The organism is Nocardia sp. NPDC058633, assembly GCF_042717045.1.
Classification (GTDB): domain Bacteria; phylum Actinomycetota; class Actinomycetes; order Mycobacteriales; family Mycobacteriaceae; genus Nocardia.
Genome location: NZ_JBHXRA010000002.1, coordinates 234,587 through 253,813, shown reverse-complemented (window position 1 = coordinate 253,813; position 19,227 = coordinate 234,587). Strand labels below are relative to the sequence as shown.

20 protein-coding genes are annotated in these 19,227 nt (G+C 68.9%); 12 read left to right on the top strand and 8 right to left on the bottom strand.

Annotated elements, in window-relative coordinates:
- Positions 1-12: 12 nt before the first annotated feature.
- The 4 genes from ACFWUR_RS03285 (at position 13) to ACFWUR_RS03270 (ending at position 6,621) form a co-directional block, all read left to right on the top strand.
- A complete protein-coding gene (locus ACFWUR_RS03285; protein ID WP_378901134.1) occupies positions 13-1,188 on the top strand; it encodes a MerR family transcriptional regulator in 1,176 nt (391 codons plus the stop codon).
- Positions 1,188-1,670, top strand: coding sequence for a hypothetical protein (locus tag ACFWUR_RS03280; RefSeq protein WP_378901132.1), 483 nt, complete (start codon positions 1,188-1,190; stop codon positions 1,668-1,670). The genes ACFWUR_RS03285 and ACFWUR_RS03280 overlap by 1 nt, the downstream gene beginning before the upstream one ends.
- A 310-nt stretch (positions 1,671-1,980) precedes the next feature.
- Positions 1,981-5,676 carry a cobaltochelatase subunit CobN gene (gene cobN, locus ACFWUR_RS03275; protein ID WP_378901130.1) on the top strand — a complete coding sequence of 1,232 codons (3,696 nt, stop codon included), beginning with the start codon at positions 1,981-1,983 and terminating at the stop codon, positions 5,674-5,676.
- Positions 5,677-5,766: 90 nt separating this feature from the next.
- Positions 5,767-6,621 carry an acyl-CoA thioesterase domain-containing protein gene (locus ACFWUR_RS03270; RefSeq protein WP_378901128.1) on the top strand — a complete coding sequence of 285 codons (855 nt, stop codon included), beginning with the start codon at positions 5,767-5,769 and terminating at the stop codon, positions 6,619-6,621.
- 86 nt (positions 6,622-6,707) lie between these two features.
- Here ACFWUR_RS03270 and ACFWUR_RS03265 read toward each other — a convergent pair whose 3' ends face one another.
- Positions 6,708-7,163 (bottom strand): hypothetical protein, encoded by a 456-nt coding sequence (locus tag ACFWUR_RS03265; RefSeq protein ID WP_378901126.1) that lies wholly within the window; start codon positions 7,161-7,163, stop codon positions 6,708-6,710.
- A 133-nt stretch (positions 7,164-7,296) separates the two neighbouring features.
- Here ACFWUR_RS03265 and ACFWUR_RS03260 point away from each other — a divergent pair, with 133 nt between their 5' ends.
- Positions 7,297-8,139 (top strand): NAD-dependent protein deacetylase, encoded by an 843-nt coding sequence (locus ACFWUR_RS03260; protein WP_378901124.1) that lies wholly within the window; start codon positions 7,297-7,299, stop codon positions 8,137-8,139.
- A 237-nt stretch (positions 8,140-8,376) separates the two neighbouring features.
- A complete protein-coding gene (locus ACFWUR_RS03255) occupies positions 8,377-10,785 on the top strand; it encodes an MFS transporter (protein WP_378901121.1) in 2,409 nt (802 codons plus the stop codon).
- A gap of 7 nt (positions 10,786-10,792) precedes the next feature.
- Here the strand turns inward: ACFWUR_RS03255 and ACFWUR_RS03250 are convergent, their stop codons facing one another.
- Positions 10,793-11,392 (bottom strand): TetR/AcrR family transcriptional regulator, encoded by a 600-nt coding sequence (locus ACFWUR_RS03250; RefSeq protein WP_378901119.1) that lies wholly within the window; start codon positions 11,390-11,392, stop codon positions 10,793-10,795.
- A gap of 117 nt (positions 11,393-11,509) precedes the next feature.
- Here ACFWUR_RS03250 and ACFWUR_RS03245 point away from each other — a divergent pair, with 117 nt between their 5' ends.
- Entirely contained in the window at positions 11,510-12,031 is a 522-nt protein-coding gene (locus ACFWUR_RS03245; protein ID WP_378901116.1) for an SDR family NAD(P)-dependent oxidoreductase, read from the top strand.
- The gene (locus ACFWUR_RS03240; RefSeq protein ID WP_378901113.1) at positions 12,025-12,441 is read left to right on the top strand and encodes a hypothetical protein; all 417 of its coding nucleotides are present in this window, start codon (positions 12,025-12,027) and stop codon (positions 12,439-12,441) included. Before ACFWUR_RS03245 ends, ACFWUR_RS03240 begins: the two co-directional genes overlap by 7 nt.
- A gap of 39 nt (positions 12,442-12,480) precedes the next feature.
- On the opposite strand, the gene ACFWUR_RS03235 is transcribed toward ACFWUR_RS03240, so the two are convergent.
- Positions 12,481-12,744: a helix-turn-helix domain-containing protein gene (locus ACFWUR_RS03235; RefSeq protein WP_378901111.1), complete on the bottom strand. Its 264-nt coding sequence runs from the start codon at positions 12,742-12,744 to the stop codon at positions 12,481-12,483.
- Between the two features lie 135 nt (positions 12,745-12,879).
- Here ACFWUR_RS03235 and ACFWUR_RS03230 point away from each other — a divergent pair, with 135 nt between their 5' ends.
- Complete coding sequence (locus ACFWUR_RS03230) at positions 12,880-13,695, top strand: mycofactocin-coupled SDR family oxidoreductase (protein ID WP_378901109.1); 816 nt, start codon at positions 12,880-12,882, stop codon at positions 13,693-13,695.
- A gap of 60 nt (positions 13,696-13,755) precedes the next feature.
- Positions 13,756-14,523, top strand: a complete 768-nt coding sequence (gene map / locus ACFWUR_RS03225; RefSeq protein WP_378901107.1) for a type I methionyl aminopeptidase — start codon at positions 13,756-13,758, stop codon at positions 14,521-14,523.
- Here map and ACFWUR_RS03220 read toward each other — a convergent pair.
- The 4 genes from ACFWUR_RS03220 to ACFWUR_RS03205 all read right to left on the bottom strand — a co-directional run bounded on the left by ACFWUR_RS03220 (position 14,507) and on the right by ACFWUR_RS03205 (position 16,598).
- Positions 14,507-14,767 carry a hypothetical protein gene (locus ACFWUR_RS03220; protein WP_378901104.1) on the bottom strand — a complete coding sequence of 87 codons (261 nt, stop codon included), beginning with the start codon at positions 14,765-14,767 and terminating at the stop codon, positions 14,507-14,509. The two genes, map and ACFWUR_RS03220, sit on opposite strands and share 17 nt — an antisense overlap.
- Before the next feature lie 26 nt (positions 14,768-14,793).
- Positions 14,794-15,792 carry a hypothetical protein gene (locus ACFWUR_RS03215; RefSeq protein WP_378901102.1) on the bottom strand — a complete coding sequence of 333 codons (999 nt, stop codon included), beginning with the start codon at positions 15,790-15,792 and terminating at the stop codon, positions 14,794-14,796.
- A 91-nt stretch (positions 15,793-15,883) separates the two neighbouring features.
- Positions 15,884-16,327 carry a hypothetical protein gene (locus ACFWUR_RS03210; RefSeq protein ID WP_378901100.1) on the bottom strand — a complete coding sequence of 148 codons (444 nt, stop codon included), beginning with the start codon at positions 16,325-16,327 and terminating at the stop codon, positions 15,884-15,886.
- Entirely contained in the window at positions 16,224-16,598 is a 375-nt protein-coding gene (locus ACFWUR_RS03205) for a hypothetical protein (RefSeq protein WP_378901098.1), read from the bottom strand. Before ACFWUR_RS03205 ends, ACFWUR_RS03210 begins: the two co-directional genes overlap by 104 nt.
- A gap of 76 nt (positions 16,599-16,674) precedes the next feature.
- Here ACFWUR_RS03205 and ACFWUR_RS03200 point away from each other — a divergent pair, with 76 nt between their 5' ends.
- Entirely contained in the window at positions 16,675-17,055 is a 381-nt protein-coding gene (locus tag ACFWUR_RS03200) for a PPOX class F420-dependent oxidoreductase (RefSeq protein WP_378901095.1), read from the top strand.
- A gap of 78 nt (positions 17,056-17,133) precedes the next feature.
- Positions 17,134-18,423, top strand: coding sequence for an acetyl-CoA C-acyltransferase (locus tag ACFWUR_RS03195; RefSeq protein WP_378901093.1), 1,290 nt, complete (start codon positions 17,134-17,136; stop codon positions 18,421-18,423).
- Between the two features lie 95 nt (positions 18,424-18,518).
- Here the strand turns inward: ACFWUR_RS03195 and ACFWUR_RS03190 are convergent, their stop codons facing one another.
- Positions 18,519-19,226: a TioE family transcriptional regulator gene (locus ACFWUR_RS03190; protein WP_378901091.1), complete on the bottom strand. Its 708-nt coding sequence runs from the start codon at positions 19,224-19,226 to the stop codon at positions 18,519-18,521.
- Between the last annotated feature and the right edge of the window lies 1 nt (position 19,227).

The following is a 19,227-nucleotide window of genomic DNA, read 5'->3' as shown; positions in this document are numbered from 1 at the left end:
GACGATGAGACGGTGCCCGACACCGAACTGATCACCATCGGAGCTTTCGCCCGCGCCTGCGGCTTGAGCGCCAGCGCCCTGCGTTTCTACGCCGACGCAGGCGTTCTCGTCCCCGCCGTCGTCGACGAGGTCACCGGCTACCGCTACTACAGCCCGGACCAGTTCGCCTCCGCCCGCCTCCTGCGCCACCTGCGCGCCGTCGACATGCCGCTGCCCGCGGTCACCGCCCTGCTCGCCGAACCGGACGCTGCCCGCGCGATCACCCTTCTCGACCACCACCTCGCCGATCTCGACCGCCACCAGGGCGAGGTCCGCGCCGCCGCGACGGCCGCCCGCGCCGCACTCCGCGCCACGCACGGGTCGGCGCGCACACCCGAAGAAGTCCGCGGCGAACTGTGGGTGAGCGGTCCGGCGCTGGCGGCCGCGATCGACCAGGTCGCGACCGCCACCGTCGCCGATCCTGAACGCCAGGTGCTCGACACCATCCTGTTCGAGGCGGACGGGCAGCAACTGATCCTCACCGCCACGGATCGCTACCGGCTCACGACCCGCACCGTGCGACCGACGCACGCCTGCGACGCGGTGTGGGCGGTCACGGTCGACGCCGGTGACCTCCGCTCGGCGGTCTCCTGGCTGCGCCGCCGATATTGCGTGGCGATTCGACCAGGATCCTCAGCGGTCGAATTCGCTACGGCTGCCGCGGATCCTGGGTCGGACGAACTCCCGACCGTGCACACCGGGCAGGCACACCGGATCAGCGGCGATTCCGATTCCCGTCGCTGCCGCCGTGCGAGCGCGGAATTTCCCGACTACCGAGCCATGCTGGCCGCGTTGCCGTCGGTGCGCACCAGAGTCGTCCTCGCCCGGGCGGGTCTGCTCGAGGCGCTGGAAAACGCCGATGCGCCGACGGTGGCACTCGAGGTGAACCCGGGCGGCACGGTGGTGGTCGCCGGGGTCGGTCCGGCCCAGATCGCGCGATCGATACCCGCGGTGGTCACCGGCCCGGCGATGACGATCCATTTCGCCGTCACCACCCTGCACCCGGCCGTCGCCTGCGCTCTCGGCCCCGACGTGATGCTCGACCTCATCGCCCCGGACATGCCCGTCCGGGTCCGCTCCGCCGACGACGGCGACCTGTCGACCTCGGCCATGCCCTGCAAGCCCGAACCCACCGAGGAGACCCCGTGATGAACGTCGCCGACCCGATCATGACCCGAATCACCGAGGGCATCACCGACTTTCGCACCGGTGATCCCGATCGGGCCCGCGCCGCCCTGCTCGGAGTCTGGGCCGAGATCGGCCCCGCCGGGGATCCGCTGCATCGCTGCACCCTGGCCCACTACTTGGCCGATACCTACGACGACCCGGCCGAGGCCCTCGTCTGGGACGTTCGCGCCCTCGATGCCGCCGATGTCCTCACCGACACCCGGCTGGCCGATCACCACGCGGGCCTGCGGGTTTCGGGGTTCTACCCCTCCTTGCACCTGAACCTCGCCGACAACTTCCGCCGCCTCGGCGCCTTCCCCGCCGCGACCCACCACATCGCAGCGGCCCGCGAACGCCTAGACGTACTCCCGGACGACGACTACGGCGCGCTGATCCGCCGAGTCTGCGCGGAGGTCGCCGCCGCGATCGCCGCCGGTGACACCACCCGTCGACCCACCCACTGACCGGCTGCCCGCCCCATCACGGCGCGTCGCGCGCTGAACATCGGCGCGCGACGCTCCGATCGACATCGGGGGAGTGACGCGACGAACTCTCCGGCGATGCCCCGCGCCAGTGCCCGCTGATCAATTGTCCAGGGGCGGGGAGCGGGCTGAAAAGTTGCGGGCCCGGTGGGCCCAGTAGCATCGTCTTGCTCGGCGGGCGTCGAGGAAACCGGTGGAAATCCGGTGCGGTCGCGCCACTGTGAACAGCCAGACCCTCTCCGGCGAGCACCGCAACCCCGATGGGCGCGTAACCCGAGGAAGGTCTCACCCTGTGATCCTGCTGCTGTCCACCTCCGACACCGATCTGCTGAGCGCGCGCGCGAGCGGCGCCGAGTACCGCTGGGGCAATCCCGCCCGGCTGCTGGTGGAGGATCTGCCGCAGCTGCTCGACGGCGCGGATCTGGTGATCGTGCGGATCCTCGGTGGCAAGCGGGCCTGGGAAGAGGGCCTCGACGCGCTTCGGGCGAGCGGGGTGCCGATGGTGGCGCTGGGCGGCGAGATCGCCCCCGACGCCGAGCTGATGGAATGCTCGACGGTGCCGGTAGGTGTGGCGGCCGACGCGCACAACTACCTCGCCGCGGGTGGGGCCGACAACCTGCGTCAGCTGCACAACTTCCTGTCCGACACGGTGTTGCTGACCGGTCACGGATTCGAACCGCCCGCGCAACTGCCCAGCTGGGGCGAACTGGCCCGGTCTTCGCGCATCCTCGAACCGCACGCCCCGACCGTCGCCGTCGTGTACTACCGCGCCCAGCACCTCGCGGGCAACACCGCCTACATCGAGGCGCTGTGCAAGGCGATCGAGGCCAAGGGCGCGCGGCCGTTGCCGGTCTACGCGGCCTCGCTGCGCACCGCCGAACCCGAACTGCTCACGCTGCTCGGCCGTGCCGACGCCCTCGTGGTGACCGTCCTCGCGGCCGGCGGCAGCAAGCCCGCGACCGCCTCGGCCGGTGGCGACGACGAAGCCTGGGACGTGGCCGCGCTCGCCGCGCTGGACGTGCCGATCCTGCAGGGCCTGTGCCTGACCAGCGGACGCGCGCAGTGGGAGGCCAACGACGACGGCCTCTCGCCGCTCGATGTCGCGACGCAGGTAGCGGTGCCCGAATTCGACGGTCGCATCATCACGGTGCCGTTCTCCTTCAAGGAGTTCGACGCCGACGGTCTGTCCGCCTATGTTCCCGACCCCGAACGCTGTGCCCGCGTGGCAGGGATCGCCGTGCGCCACGCCCGCCTGCGCCACATCCGGGCCGCCGACAAGCGGATCGTGATCATGCTCTCGGCCTATCCGACCAAACACGCCCGCATCGGCAACGCCGTCGGCCTCGACACTCCCGCCAGCGCGATCCGCCTGCTCACCGAATTGCGTTGCGCCGGTTACGACCTCGGGGATGACGCCGACATCCCCGGCCTCGCCGAGCGTGACGGCGACGCGCTGATCCACGCGCTGATCGCCGCGGGCGGTCAGGATCCGGAGTGGTTGAGCGCCGAACAGCTGGAAGGCAACCCGATCCGCATCGGCGCCACCACCTACACCCGCTGGTTCGAATCGCTCCCCGCGGACCTGCGCGAGGCCGTCGTCGAGGCGTGGGGACCGCCGCCGGGCGAACTCTACGTCGACCGGTCGGGCGATCCCAAAGGTGAGATCGTCATCGCCGCACTGCGTTTCGGCAACGTGGTACTGATGGTGCAGCCGCCTCGCGGGTTCGGTGAGAACCCCGTCGCGATCTACCACGACCCCGACCTGCCGCCGAGTCACCACTACCTCGCCGCCTACCGGTGGCTGTCGGCTCCCGACAGCTTCGGTGCCGACGCGATGGTGCACCTGGGCAAGCACGGCAACCTGGAATGGCTGCCCGGCAAGACGTTGGGGATGTCGGCCTCCTGCGGCACCGACGCGGCGCTGGGCGATCTGCCGCTGATCTACCCGTTCCTGGTCAACGATCCCGGTGAGGGCACCCAGGCCAAGCGGCGCGCCCACGCCACCCTCGTCGACCACCTGATCCCGCCGATGGCGCGCGCCGAGACCTACGGTGACATCTCCCGTCTGGAGCAGTTGCTCGACGAGCACGCCAACATCTCGGCCCTGGACCCGGCCAAGCTGCCCGCCATCCGCCAGCAGATCTGGACGCTGATGCGCGCGGCCAAGATGGACCACGACCTCGGCCTCGCCGAACGTCCCGAGGAAGACGTCTTCGACGACATGCTCCTGCACGTCGACGGCTGGCTGTGCGAGATCAAGGACGTCCAGATCCGCGACGGCCTGCACATTCTCGGCCAGGCACCCGAGGGCGAGATGGAACTCGACCTGGTCCTGGCGATGCTGCGCGCCCGCCAACTCTGGGGCGGCGAACAGAACGTCCCCGGCCTGCGAGAAGCGTTGGGGCTCAGCGAAGCCGGTGACGAGTCGCGCGATCGCGTCGACGTGGTGGAGGCCCGCGCCCGCGAGATCCTCGCCGCGCTCCAGGCGACGGACTGGTCGGCCGATGCCGTCGAGACCCTGGTGAACGACTACGCCACCGCGATTCTCGCTGGGGGAGTGGGCAATGCGGTGGCGTCGTCGGCCGGGTCCGTGGGGGCCGCCCCCGAAGCTGTCGTCACCGGCACGGCCGACGATTCGACCCGCCTCGCCGCGGTGTCGACCGTATTGCGTTTCGCCGCAACCGAAGTCGTGCCCCGACTGCGCGAAACCAACATCGAGATCACCCGCATCCTGCACGCTCTCAACGGCGGTTTCATCCCCGCGGGACCGAGTGGCTCACCCCTGCGTGGCCTGATCAATGTGCTGCCCACCGGCCGCAACTTCTACTCCGTGGACCCCAAGGCCGTCCCGTCGCGGCTGGCATGGGAGACCGGTCAGGCGATGGCGGAATCGCTGCTCGCCCGCTACCTGGCCGATCACGGCGAGTACCCGAAGTCGGTCGGCCTGTCGGTGTGGGGCACCTCGGCGATGCGCACCTCCGGCGACGACATCGCCGAAGTCTTCGCGCTGCTGGGCGTTCGGCCGGTGTGGGACGAGGCGAGTCGGCGCGTCACCTCCCTCGAGGTGATCTCCCTCGACGAACTCACCCGCCCGCGCATCGACGTCACCGTCCGTATCTCCGGCTTCTTCCGCGACGCCTTCCCGCATGTGCTGGCGTTGCTCGACGACGCGGTCCGCCTCGTCGCCGACCTCGACGAGCCCGCGGAGTCGAATTACGTTCGCGCGCACGCGCAGTCGGATCTCGCCGAACACGGCGACACCCGTCGCGCCACCACCCGCATCTTCGGTTCCAAGCCCGGCACCTACGGCGCGGGCCTGCTGCAGCTCATCGATTCCAAGAGCTGGCGCACCGACGACGATCTGGCGCAGGTGTACACCACCTGGGGCGGCTACGCCTACGGCCGCGACCTCGACGGCGCCCCCGCCGCCGACGACATGCGCACCGCCTACAAGCGCATCGCGGTCGCCGCCAAGAACACCGACACCCGCGAACACGACATCGCCGACTCCGACGACTACTTCCAGTACCACGGCGGCATGGTCGCCACCGTGCGTGCGCTGACCGGCAAGAACCCCGAGGCCTACATCGGCGACTCCACCCGCCCCGACGCCGTGCGCACCCGCACGCTGTCGGAGGAGACCGCTCGTGTCTTCCGCGCGCGTGTGGTGAACCCGCGCTGGCTCGAGGCGATGCGTCGCCACGGCTACAAGGGCGCCTTCGAAATGGCCGCCACTGTCGACTATCTGTTCGGTTACGACGCCACCACCAATGTGGTCGCCGACTGGATGTACGAAAAGCTTTCCGAGAGCTATGTTTTCGACGATGTGAACCGCAAGTTCATGGAGCAGTCCAACCCGTGGGCCCTGCACGGCATCGCCGAACGACTGCTGGAGGCGGCCGAGCGCAAGTTGTGGGAGCACCCCGAGCAGGAGACGCTGGACAAACTGCGGCAGGTGTACCTGGAAACCGAGGGTGAGCTGGAGTGACCCACTTGCCGTAAAACTGCAACACGTTCTAGTGTGAAGGTCGGTGTGCCGCCGCGATCCCGCCCGGCACCCGCGGAGGAAAGGGTCACGATGAGCACCTCCCCTGGCTATTTCACCCACGCGGACGGGGTGTACACGCCGATGCGGTACTCGCTGAGCCTGTGGTCGCCCAGCACGCTGTCGGGGCCACCGGTCTGCGGGTTGATGGCGCGCGAGGTGCAAGCACGCTACTGCGCCGACGGGTTCGTCCCGGCGCGCTTGACCGTCGACCTGCACCGTCCGGTACCCGCCGTACCGTTGACCATCGCCAGCGACGTGGTGCGCGACGGCAACCGGGTCCGCGCGGTGTCGATCCTCGTGCGCGCCGACGGCGAGATCGTCGCCCGCGGCAGCGCGCTGCTGCTGAAGCGTTCGACCCAGCCGCCGGGCGAGGTCTGGCGCCTCGATCGGGATCGTCCCCTGCCGCCGCCGAGCGTGCTGGCCACCATCGACGAGGCGATGCACCTGTTCGGCAGCGACGGGCAGGGCTGGTCGGCGAACATGACCGAACACCAGAACGACACCCGCAAACGCAAGTGGGTGCGCAATATCGCGGTGGTCGCGGGGGAGCCGTCGTCCCCGTTCTGCTACGCGGCGATGACCGGCGAGCAGACCAGTCTGGTCACCAACTGGGGTACCGAGGGCATCGGCTTCATCAACACCGACGTGTCGATCACGTTCTCGCGCATGCCCGTCGGTGACGAGATGGGTCTCGAGGCGGAAAGCCACCTCAGCGACGACGGGATCGCGGCCGGTGCCGCGGTGCTCTACGACGAGCAGGGTGCGTTCGGCATCTGCACGACCACCGCCCTGGCAAACGAACGCCGACAGATCCGCGGCGACGTGATCGACGAACTGTCGGAGTCGTTCATGGCCGACGCGCTCGGACAGCCGCAAGCCCGGTGAACGCCATCGCGACGGTCGTGCCGCTGAGCACCGCGCCGACCGTCGCGGTGCTCAGCGGATAACCCAGCGCGATCGAGCGCGGGGAGCTACGCGGAGATCAGGGTCACGATGAGTTCGTCGGCGATCGACTCGGCCTTCACCATGCCGGTGCCCAGGTACAGGGTTGCCGCGCGGGGGCGGCCGTCGGCCAAGGGCACCACCGAGACCGCGTCGACGCGGCGGCCCGCGAGCTCGTCGTAGGGCGCCTCGTCGGTGACGTCGAAGGCGGTGTACTTGCCGGAATTGGCGACGTATTCGATATTGACCGGGTCGACCAGCGGCTCGAACGGGTCCCGCCACGGTGCACCGCCGATGCGCAACTCCGCGCCGTCGACACCGGCGTCGAGGAGCAGGGTCGAGCCGTCGTGAAAGGTGAATTCGATCGGGCCCTCGGTGCGGTCGACCTCGTCGCCGAGGACATAGAACATCCGGCGCACGGTGACGATCGTCCCGTCGACCGCGGCGTTGAGCGCGGTGCGGCCGTGTTCCTCGGTGTCGGACATAGGTTTTCCTCTGCAGCGGTCGATACCGGGCGGAGAAGACATCATGTCGCCGCGCGTCCACCGCACGCAACTCGGCCCCGGCGTGTTCGTCCCCCACCCGACCCGGCGCCGCGGCGCTCGTAGAGTGGATCCCATGGTGGACGACAACACCACCGACGCGGTGGAACGCGCGGCCGAGCTGCTGAGCGGGCGGCGCACCGTGGTGATCTCCGGCGCGGGGCTGAGCACCGACAGCGGCATTCCCGACTATCGCGGGCCCGATTCGCCGCCGCGCACCCCGATGACCTACCAGCAGTTCGTCGGCGATCCGGTCTTCCGGCAGCGGTATTGGGCCCGCAATCACATCGGCTGGCGGCGGATGGACGCCGCCCGGCCCAACGCCGGCCACCGCGCCGTCGCGCGGCTGGAGCGGGCGGGTGTGGTCTCGGGGGTGATCACCCAGAATGTCGACCTGCTGCACATGAAAGCGGGGGCGCGCCGGGTGATCGATCTGCACGGAACCTATGCGCGCGTGCGTTGTCTGCGGTGTGCGAATCTGATCTCTCGAATGACACTCGCGCAATACCTCGAAGCCGCCAATCCCGGTTTCGCGGAAAATGTTTCGGCGGCAGCGACCGGAATCGAAGTGGCGCCCGACGCGGACGCGGTGGTGACCGATACCGATCGGTTCCGGATGGTCGACTGCCTGTCCTGCGGCGGAATGCTCAAACCCGACATCGTGTATTTCGGCGAGAATGTGCCGCCCGACCGGGTCGAGGCCGCTTTCGGGATGGTCGACCGAGCGCAGGCGCTGCTGGTGGCGGGTTCCTCACTGACAGTGATGTCCGGCCTGCGATTCGTGCGCAGAGCCGCGAAGAACGGAGTGCCGGTGGTGATCGTGAATCGCGGACGCACCCGCGGCGACGAACTCGCCACCCTGCGAATCGATGTGGGCTGCTCGGAAACGTTGTGGGCGCTGGCCGAACTCGGCAGCTGAATTCCCGTCCTGCGAACCGACGGTTCCGAGCGCGGACCCCTCTCGTTTCCTAGTGAAATGATCGATAACTTGATCCCTCGGTGACGGCGGCGAATCCGGCGTGGGTAAGCTCTGCGCACCAGTGCATGAAGAGTTCCACCCGCGGCGCAAAGTTTTCCTCGCAGCGGGGTTGTCGGCCCTCGTGTGGGCCGAATGATCGACCCCCACTTGCCAGCCGATCAGAACCAGGGCTTCTCCATGACCGATACCGTCGTTGCCGAATCACGCCTCACGCACCGCCAGACACTCACGATTCTGTCCGGCCTGCTGTTGGGAGTGTTCCTCGCCGCGCTCGACCAGAACATCGTCAGCGTCGCGATCGTCCGGATCGCGAACAGTCTCGACGGTTTCGACGAACAGGCATGGGCGACAACGGCGTATCTGATCACCGCCACCGTCACCACGCCGCTGTACGGCAAACTCGCCGACATCTACGGGCGTAAACCGTTCTATCTGCTGGCGATAGCCCTGTTCGTCATCGGCTCGGCGGCCTGCTGCTTCGCGACCACCATGTACCAATTGGCCGGGTGCCGCGCCTTCCAGGGTTTGGGCGCGGGCGGCTTGATGTCGCTGGCGTTCACCATCGTCGGTGACATCGTGCCCGCGCGCGAACGAGTCCGCTACCAGGGGTATTTCCTCATGGTATTCGGCATCGCGACGGTGCTCGGCCCGGTCGTCGGCGGTTTCCTGTCCGAGTACGAGAGCCTGGGCGGCATCGAGGGCTGGCGCTGGGTGTTCCTGGTGAACGTGCCGGTCGGCGTGTTGGCGTTCCTCGTGGTCGCGAAAGTGCTGAACGTGGGCCACACGCGTCAACGCAGCCGGATCGACTGGTTGGGTGCGCTCACGCTCGTCGTGGGCGTGGTGCCGCTGCTGATCGTGGCCGAGCAGGGGCGGATCTGGGGCTGGACCGAGCCGAAATCGCTGCTCTGCTACGGCATCAGCGCGGGTGGTCTGCTGCTGTTCGTCCTGGTCGAGTTCCTGATGAAGGACTCGGCGTTGATCCCGCTGCGTCTGTTCCGCAGTTCCACGTTCAGCATCGCGATCCTCGGTGGGTTCCTCGTGGGTGTCGCGATGTTCGGCGCGATCACGATGGTGCCGCAGTATCTGCAGGTCGTGCGCGGTTTCTCGCCGACCGAGGCAGGACTGCTGATGTTGCCGCTGGTCGTCGGGATCATGGTGGGCGCGCAGATCTCCGGGCTGATCACGAAAGCCACCGGACGCTACAAAGTGCTGCCGGTGCTCGGTGCGCTGATCCTGGCGATCGGGTGCGCCCTGTTCGCCAGGATCACCTACGACGGTCCGCTGTGGCAGCCGCTCGCCTACAGCGCGGTCATGGGTTTCGGGCTCGGTGGGTGCATGCAGACGCTGATCATCGCCGCGCAGAACGCGGTGGGGCGCACCGAGATGGGCGTGTCCACCGCGGCGGCGACGTTCTTCCGCCAGCTCGGCGGGACGCTCGGTGTCGCGGTGTTCCTCACTGTGCTGTTCGACCAGTTGCCCGGCGAGATCCTGGCGGCGTTCGGGGGGAGTCTGCCCCCCGGTCTCGACGGCACCCGACTGGAAGCATTGCTCAGTGACACCAGCGGCATAGCCACACTTCCCGACGAGTTGCGGATCCCGATCCTCGAGGGTTTCACCGACTCGATGGGCAGCGTGTTCCTGCTCGCCGCCGATCTCGCCGTCGTGGCTTGCCTGGTGCTGGTGTTCATGAAAGAGATTCCGCTGCAGGAGGATCCGACGCCCGAGGAGTCGGTCGAGGGCACCCTGCTGCGCGATGTGAGCCTGCACGACGCGCACGAGATGGCGGGCAAACTGCGGACCGCCGCGACCGGTCGGGTGATCGCGGGACTTCTGCGTCGCGACGACGAGCGTCCGGTGCCCGCCGCCACGCTCACCCTGATCGACCAGCACGGGCGTCAGGTGGCCCGCGGCAACGGCGACGCCGACGGCGCGTATGTGATCGAGGCGCCACGGCCCGGCAACTATGTGCTCATCGCCGCCGCGGCCGGTCATCAGCCCGAGGCGGTGAGCGTGTCGATCGGGGAGCGCGCCCAGCACGTCGATCTGATGTTGACCGGTGCGGGCGAACTCACCGGGATCGTCCGATCGGCACGCCGCGGCGAACCGCTCTGGGGAGCCACGATCACGCTGACCGACCCCGAGGGCGAGGTGGTGGGCGCGGCGATCACCGGTGAGGACGGTACGTATGTGTGCCGCGATGTCGTGAGTGGCACCTACACCCTGGTCGCGGTGGCCGACCACATGCGTCCCTCGGCGGTCGCGCTGACCGTGCCGGAGACGGGCTCGCTCCATCGCGACATCGACCTCGAACCGATGGCGATCCTGCTCGGCTCGGCCTGGGTGGACGGCGACCGTCCCGTCGCCGACGTCCAGATCACCGTCCTGGATTCCGGTGGCGATCCGGCGGCGACGGCGCGCACCGACGAGAAGGGCCGATACCAGGTTCCCGACCTGCCGGAAGGGGAGTACACGGTGGTCGCCCGTGGCTACCCACCCGTCGCGAGCCAGGTATCGGTGACCCGCGGCGAGATCACGCACGACGTGACGCTGGGCTACGACAGCGAGGAGTCGATGAACCGCCGCTGACCCCGGGTCACGGCGCGAGCATGGCGAGGAAGGTGCCGACGGTCGCTTCGCGGGCGGGCACCTCGGTGTCGCCGATCAGCCACGGCTGGCTCACCCGGAGCACGCAACTGCTCACCAAGAGAAACGCCGCCGTGTGGACATCGATGCCCGCGCGGACGCGACCCGCCGCCTGCAGTGCGGCGAGATGGTCGCCGATGAGCTCGACACCGCGTTGCGGCTTGCGGTCCGCGTTCGCGGCCAAAAAGGCGTGCAGTCCGGCCCGCAGATCGACGTCGGCTTGTGCCGCGAACAGGACGACCACCGCACGGTCGAGGAACTCCTCGACCGTCGCGGTGAAGATGTCGAGGATTTCGGGCAGTGGCGCACCGCCGACGCCGTGCACACGCAATGCCACCAGCGGTTCGAGGGCCTGCTCGATGACTGCCGACAGCAAGCCGTCGCGGGTTCGGTAGTGGTAGAAGATGCTGCCCTCGGAGGTGCCCGCACGGTCGGCGATGTCCTTGGTCGTCAGCCGTGCGATGCCCTTGTCGCGGAGCAGTTCGTAGGTCGCGTCGAGGATCTGTGCGCGGCCGCCGGCGGGTGGTCGGCCTCGTCGGGACGTCGTCATACTCGGAACACTACTTCTTGAGTGTTGGCTCAGTAAAGCGATATAATGAGTGTGGACTCAGTAAATTGCTCGCCCCGGCGGCTTGTGCGCCGATACGGTCCCCGGAAAGGGGTTGCCATGACAATCGTGGTGATGACCGGAGGCAGTGCGGGATTCGGGGCGATCGCGGCCCGGCGGCTCGCCGATCGAGACGTCGTACGGCTGCTGGTGGGCACCAGGGCACCCGTCGGCGACACGCTCGCACTCGATCTCGGCCGCCTGGCTTCGGTGCGCGCGTTCGCCGCGACGGTTCGCCGATCCCTCGGCACCCAGCGCATCGACGCCCTGGTGCTGAACGCGGGCGTGATCCGCCCCGACGCCGACGGGCGCACCGCTGACGGCTACGAGACGACGTTCGCGGTCAATCACCTCGCGCACTACCTGTTGATCCGGCTGCTGCTGCCCGTCCTTGCCGATGGCGCACGTATCGTGCTCACCACCAGCGGCACCTACGACCCCGCCACGGTGCCGGGCTGGCGACACCACGACATGCCGATGCCGAGCTGCTGGCGCACACGGACCGTGATCCGGGTCGCGACTCGAACCCGAAGGTGGCGGGCCAGCACGCCTACACCGCGTCGAAGCTGTGCGCCGTGCTGACAGCAGGTGCGCTGCGCGAGCTGGTCGACCCGCGGTCGCGTGGCATCACCGCCGTCGCCTACGACCCGGGGCAGGTGTTCGGTACCGGCTTGGTGCGTGACTTGGCCGCACCGTCGCGGCTGGTCTGGTCGATCTTCGGAACGCCGCTCGGCGCCCCGCTGCGCCTGCTCCAGCCGACGATGAACACGCGGGCCGCCGCGGGAACCGGCCTGGCGCACTTGGCCTTCGACGGTGGCGCGCACGAGGGCGAGGCCACGGCGCCGGTTCTGCTCGCGCTGCGTCGTGGCCGCCTGACCTCTCCCGCGCTCTCGGACCTCGCCCGTCGGGGCGATCTTCGGCGACGGCTGTGGAACGACAGTGCGCGGCTGGTCGGCATGAGCGGTGCGTCGGCGAACGATTTCGGGCAGTGACGAATGCCGCGACCGGTGACGCCAGGTCGATACCGACGCTCAGGCGGACTCGGCGACCTGCTCGGCTCGGTAGGACTCGGCCAGTTCGGCCAGGGGGATCGAGAGGGCTTCGGCGAGGCCGACGACGGTGCCGAACGCCGGGGAGGGCAGGCGACCCGACTCGATCTTGCGCAACGTCTCCGGTGAGATGCCCGCTCGGAGCGCGACCTCGGCGAGATCGCGATCACCGCGCGCCGTGCGCAGGCGGCGGCCGAGGCGGCGGCCTGCTTCGACCTGCGCGGGGCTGAGCGGGAGACGGACCATGTGACCGATGGTATGTCCTCGCCGCCGTGTTCGCCAAGGTGAGTCGCGGCCAAGTTGAGTAGGGATCTCCGTTTTCGCCTCGCCCGGTTCGTGGCGATGGTAGGTGTCAGAGGAGGACATCGAGGTTCGAAAGGTATGGGCATGACACGACGGTTCGAAGGCAAGGTCGTTTTCGTCACGGGAGCGGCGCGCGGGCAGGGCAGGGCGGAGGCGGTGCGTTTCGCTGAAGAAGGCGCCGACGTGATCGCGATCGACGCGTGCGCGGAATTCGCCAGCACGAGCTACGCGGGCGCGACGGAGGCGGATCTGGCCGAGACCGTGAAGCTTGTCGAAGGGGCAGGCGGCAAGATCGTCGCGAGCAAGGTCGACGTGCGCGATTTCGATGCGCTCTCGGCGGCGCTGACCGCGGGGATCGAGCAGTTGGGCAGGCTCGACGTGGTCGTGGCCAACGCGGGGATCTGTTCGGCGGCGATGTCGTGGGAGATCACCGCCGAGCAGTGGCGCGAGACCATCGACGTGAACCTCACGGGCGTGTGGCACACCGCCAAAGCCGCTGTGCCGCATTTGATCTCGCAGGGTCAGGGCGGTGCGATGGTGTTCACCAGTTCGGTGGCCGGACTCAAGGGGATTCCGTTCACCGGCCATTACGTGGCGACCAAACACGCGATCACGGGGCTGGCCAAGACGATGGCCAACGAGCTCGGCGCGCACGGGATTCGGGTGAACACCGTGCATCCGGCGGGCGTGGAGACCGGAATGCAGATCCACGAGATGGGGCCGCTGTTCGAGGAGTACGGGACCACCCTGGCCCCCATCTTCATGAACGCGCTGCCCAGCTACATCTGCCAGCCGGAGGAGATCGCGGCGACGGTGGCATGGCTGTGCTCGCACGAGGCTGGTCAGATCACCGGCGCGCAGATTCCCGTGGACATGGGCAACCTGAATCGCTGACGTTGGTATTTTTATACCGGCACGGCTAGTGTCGGTATGAAAATACCGAGTGGAGGCGTGATGGTGGAGTTGAAATCACCCGCGGAGATCGAGCACATGCGGGTGACCGGCCGGTTCGTCGCCGATGTGCTGGCCGGGGTGCGCGACCGTGCGGCGGTCGGGGTGAACCTGTTGGAGCTGGAAGCGTATGTGCGGGAACGGATTCGCGAGCGCGGGGCGGTGTCGTGCTATTGGGACTACTCGCCGTCGTTCGGGCGCGGGCCGTTTCGCAATACGGTGTGTCTGGCAGTGAACGACGCTGTGCTGCACGGGCTTCCGCACGACTACGCGCTGCGTGACGGCGACCTGCTGACGGCGGATCTGGCCGTGTCGATCGACGGCTGGGTCGCCGACTCGGCGATCTCGTTCGTCGTCGGCACCCCGGCGCCCGCGGACGAGCGGCTGGTACGGGCCACCGAGGAAGCGCTGAGTGCCGGGATCGCGGCCGCGCAACCGGACAACCGGATCGGCGACATCTCCGCGGCCATCGCGCATGTCGCCCGCGGGTACGGCTACCCGGTCAATACCGAATTCGGTGGGCACGGGCTGGGGCGGACGATGCACGAGGATCCGCATATCGCCAACGACGGCAGGGCTGGTCGTGGCTTCCGGCTGCGGCCCGGGCTCACGGTGGCGATCGAGCCCTGGTTCGCGGCGAGCACCGCGAAGGTCTACACCGACGCCGACGGGTGGACCATCCGCTCCGCCGACGGGTCCCGCTGCGCGCACAGCGAGCACACGATCGCCGTCACCGCCGACGGCCCGCGAATCCTCACCGCACACGACTGACGAGTCGGATCCACGGCTGCACTTTGTTCTCCTCGGCGAAGGCCCGCGCCGAGTCGTCACGCCACCGATACGGGACCACTGCGGTTCCGGCAGCCGTGGCCACCGACACCGACGTGGTGAACGACAACACGTCGATCACCACGAGGCACCCGGCGCCCGGCCCGAGCGCCGTGGCCCCGGCTCGCCCCCACTCCACGCGAATCCCGAACCCGTCCTGCCGTGCCCGCTGCGGTGTCGATCGCACGCTGGCCTCCTGATTGATTTCGCAGTTCAGCGCACGAAGGAAGGCGTGAGGTCGAGTGTGGTCGGAGGGCGCAGGCGGCGGAGGGTGCCGTCGATGCTGGTGACGTAGAGGGACCAGGTGCCGGTGGTCGGGTCGGGGGCGAGGCGGGCCGAGGTGGGGCCGATCGGAGGTGGGGTGGGCAGGGCGCCGCGGGGAGTGGTCCAGCCGGTGGCGATGGTGCACCACGCGCCCGTGGTCGTGTCCACCTGGTAGACACTGCCGGAATAGTCGCCTGTGACGTAGGCGAGACCGGTGGCGGTGACGTCGAGGTCGTCGAGCCCGGGGAGTAGGCCGTCGTTCACGGCCGCCACGGGGGTGGGCAGGTCGGGGGCATTCAGCGGTACTCGGAGCAGTTGCGAGGTGAGAACGTCCTCGGTGATCACTGCCTGGCGGTCAGGGGAGAGGGCGAGACCGTTGGGTCGGGGGACGGGCGACCAGGCGAGGGTGAATTCGCCGGTGCTGGGGCGGTAGCGGCTGATCCCGACCGGTGGCCACGGGATGGAGAGCTGGGAAATGAGCAGATCGCCGTCGGGGAGCAGGAGTAATCCGTTGGGCTGCACCAGGTTCGCCAGCACCACGGTGACTTCGCCGGTGTCGAGGTCCAGTCGGCTCAGGGTACCGCCGCCGTTCGGTGTGCTGCCGTCGCCGGTGAGGAAATAGAGGCCGTTGCCGACCAGTCGCAGGCCGGCGGGATGGTCGAGGCCGGTACGGACGGTGGTGACCCGGCCGTCGCCTGCCACGTGCAGGATCTCACCGCGAACGATGCCGCTGACATAGAAGCCGCCGTGGCCGTCGTATTCGAGGTTCTCCAAGCCCCCGAGATCGGCGGCCACCACATCGGCGAGCCAGCCGTCGGCGCACGACGGCGCACCGGCGTGTGCCGTCCCCGCGGGGGACAGTCCGAGGGCGGCGGTCACGGTGAGTGCCGTGGCCAGACAGCGGATTGTTCGTCGCCCGACGGTGTGCGTAAAGCTTCGTCCTCGCATGGCCGAAGCCTACGGGCCGACACAGTGTACCGACGATCGGTAGGCCATCGAGGTTCGCCGCGATGATGGCGAGAACAGCTGCGGCACAGCATCAGTCGGCGGCGCCGAGCCAGGCCGCGAGCAGCTCGGAAGCGTCGGCGGCGATCGTCGTGCGCTCGTCGGGGGTCAGGTCGATGGCATCGAGTGCGGACTTCCACCGGGCGAGCCGATCGGGATCTCCGGCGGCGACCGCGAGCTCGGCGAGGGCGGCGTAGGCGCGGGCTCGGTCGACCGAGTCCGCGGTGGCACCGAAGCGGTGCAGGCCCACCTCCAGCACGCGGGTGGCGGCACGGTCGTCGTTCTTGAAATCCCGCAGAGTCCGGGCATTGTCGAGCACCCGTGCCAAACCGGCCAGGCCGCGGGAGCCGCCGTATTCGAGTTGCTCGGGTTCGTCACGCTGGATGACGATGAGAGAGTTGCCGACCGGGTCGACGAGGGTGAACCGGGACTGGCCGGATCGGAACCGGGTGATCCGCGGACAGCCCGTGGCGGGCACCTTGGGCGTAGTGCGCGCGCAACGCGGCGGTGTGCTCGGCATGGCGGGCCGCGACATCGTCGACCATCACCAGCGCCCCCACGTGCTCGGTGGGCAGCTCCACACCGGCCGGAGCGGCGGCGAAGTGCAGGGCGTACCCGTCCTTCTCCACCGCACCGTAGGTATAGGGGCGGGTCTGTTCGTAGACGACGGTATAGCCGAGGGCGCGATAGAACTCGAGGGTGCTCGTGAGGTCGCCACTCCACAACATCGGCACTGCGGTATCGGTCACGAATCGAGCCTACGAATGATTTCGGTGAGGCGCCCGTGCGGTTTTCGCGGACGGGATCGACCACTAGGCTGCGGTCATGACGAACCGGCTGGGCGAACTGGCGACCGCGAATTACGTACTGCTCACCACCTTCCGCAAGGACGGGACACCGGTCGGGACGCCCCTGTGGGCCGCCGCCCGTGACGACAAGCTCTACGTCTGGACGGTCACCGACAGCTGGAAGGTGAAGCGCATCCGCCGCAACCCGGAGGTGACGCTGCAGCCGTGCAACGCGCGTGGGGCCGCGCACGGTGCCACCGTGCCCGCAACCGCGCGACTGCTCGACGCCGCCGAAACCGATCAGGTGCGGGGGGCGATTCGACGTAAGTACTGGCTGACCGGTCCGCTGGTGATCCTTGCCAGCAACCTGCGCCGCGGGAAGACGGGCACGATCGGCATCGAGATCACCCCTGCCTGATCCCTTTCCGGGAAATAGTATCTAGTACCGCTGGTATCGGATACCGTGGGGGTTCCATCGCTTTCCGAGAGGACCCCCATGGCCCAGAAGCGCCGCCGCGCCGTTGTCGTCGCGGGCGCCCGCACCCCGTTCGTGCGCGCGTTCACCGACTTCACCCGCCTCGACAGCATCGCCCTGGCCGGAGCGGCCGTGCGCGGGCTGATCGAGCGAACCGGGATCGCGCCCGGCGAGATCCAGTCCATCGTCTGGGGCGGCGTGGTGCTGCCCAGTCACGCGCCGAATATCGCGCGCGAGATCGCCCTGGACCTGAAGCTGGACTTCGGGTGCGAGGGATACACGGTCACCCGCGCATGCGCGTCCGGACTGCAGGCGGTCACCTCGGCGGCCGCGGCCATCGAACGCGGTGAATACGACATCATGATCGCCGGCGGCAGCGACTCCACCAGCAATGCCGAGATCAAGCTGCCGCAGAAGGTCGTGCACGCGGTCGCGCCGGTCGCGCTCGGCAAACCCACGCCGAAGGACTACCTCGAGGTGGTCCGCCAGCTCGCGCCCTTCACCGACATCCTGCCGCGCCAGCCCAAGATCTCCGAGCGCACCACCGGCGAGGTGATGGGCGAGTCCGCGGAGAAGATGGCCCGGATCAACGGCATCTCCCGCGCCGATCAGGACGCGTTCGCCGCCCGCTCCCATCTGCGTGCCGCGGCCGCGATCGCCTCGGGGCGTTTCGATGACGAGGTCGTGGGGGTCACCACGCCGTCGGGCACGCTGATCGACACCGACGGACTGGTGCGCGCGAACACCAGCGTCGAGAAACTCGCCACCTTGCCGCCGGTGTTCGCGAAGGGCGGCACGGTCACCGCGGGCAACGCCAGCCCGCTCACCGACGGCGCGTCCGCGGTCCTGTTGATGAGTGAAGAGAAGGCGCGCGCCCTCGGGTTCACGCCGCAAGCCGCTTTCCGTTCCTGGAGTTTCGTCAGCGTCGACCCCGCCGACCAGGTGCTCATCGGCCCCGCGATCTCGATGCCGCGCGCCCTCGACAAGGCGGGCATGTCCCTGGCCGACATCGACCTGGTCGACATCCACGAAGCCTTCGCCGCACAGACTCTTTCGGTGCTGCGCATGCTGGACAGCGCCGACTGGGCCAAGATCCGTCTCGGCCGTGACGAGCCGGTCGGTACCGTCGACATCGACAAGCTCAACGTGCACGGCGGCTCGATCTCGCTGGGCCACCCCTTCGGCGCCACCGGCGCCCGCATGGTCACCACCATGGCCAACGAACTGGTCCGCACGGGGAAAGAGACCGCGCTGCTGGGGATCTGCGCGGCAGGCGGCATCGGCGCGTCGGCGGTGCTCGAGCGCGTCTGAGGAGCTAGGTCGGGCGCGCCGGGGCGGGGACGGCGCGCCCGGATGCCCATTGGGCGTCCAACGGTTCCGCGAAGGTCGGGCACGGTCGTACCGGGCTAGCGGCGCAGTTCGGCGCAATATCGGCTCAGCGCGGCGGCGGCATCGAGCATGGCGATGCCCTGGGCGGTGAGTCCGGCTCGCCAGTCGGCCATGGCCTTCGCCAGCGCTTCGGTGCTGCCCGCGGCGCGGATCTGCCCGATGACGGTGGCGATGTGGTCGAGGCGGTAGTGGCCGCGGCGCAGAATGTGGGCCAGTTCGGCATCGCGGAGGTCGGTGGGGCCGTAGTGGCGGTAGCCGGTGGTCGGGTCTCGGTCGGGGGTGAGGATGCCGGCCGCTTCCCAGGCCCGGAGGGTGGCCGGGGTGACTTGGAGGTGGTGGGCGAGTTCGCCGATGGTCCTGGTGGGTGCCGAACGCGTGGTGCGCGAACCCGGTTCGGCGAGCAGGTGGTCGACGGCTCGACGCACCGCGGTGAGGGTCTCGCGGTCGCGCAGCAGTTGGCTGTGGCCGCGGTCGATGATCGTGAGGGCCTTGTCGAGGTCGTCGCCGTGCAGTGCGCGCATGATGTCGCCCGCGGTCGCGTGGCCGTAGGCGGGGATCAGGATGAGGTAGGTGCGCAGCGCGCTCGCGTGCAGCTCGGTGTAGATCCGATAGCCGGCGGGAGTGCGCGCGGCCGGTGGGAGGCAGCCGTCGTGTTCGTAGTTGCGGACCGCCTGGGTCGAGATCGCGTGCTCGCGGGCCAGGTCGGATGGTCGGAAGGTTCTCACT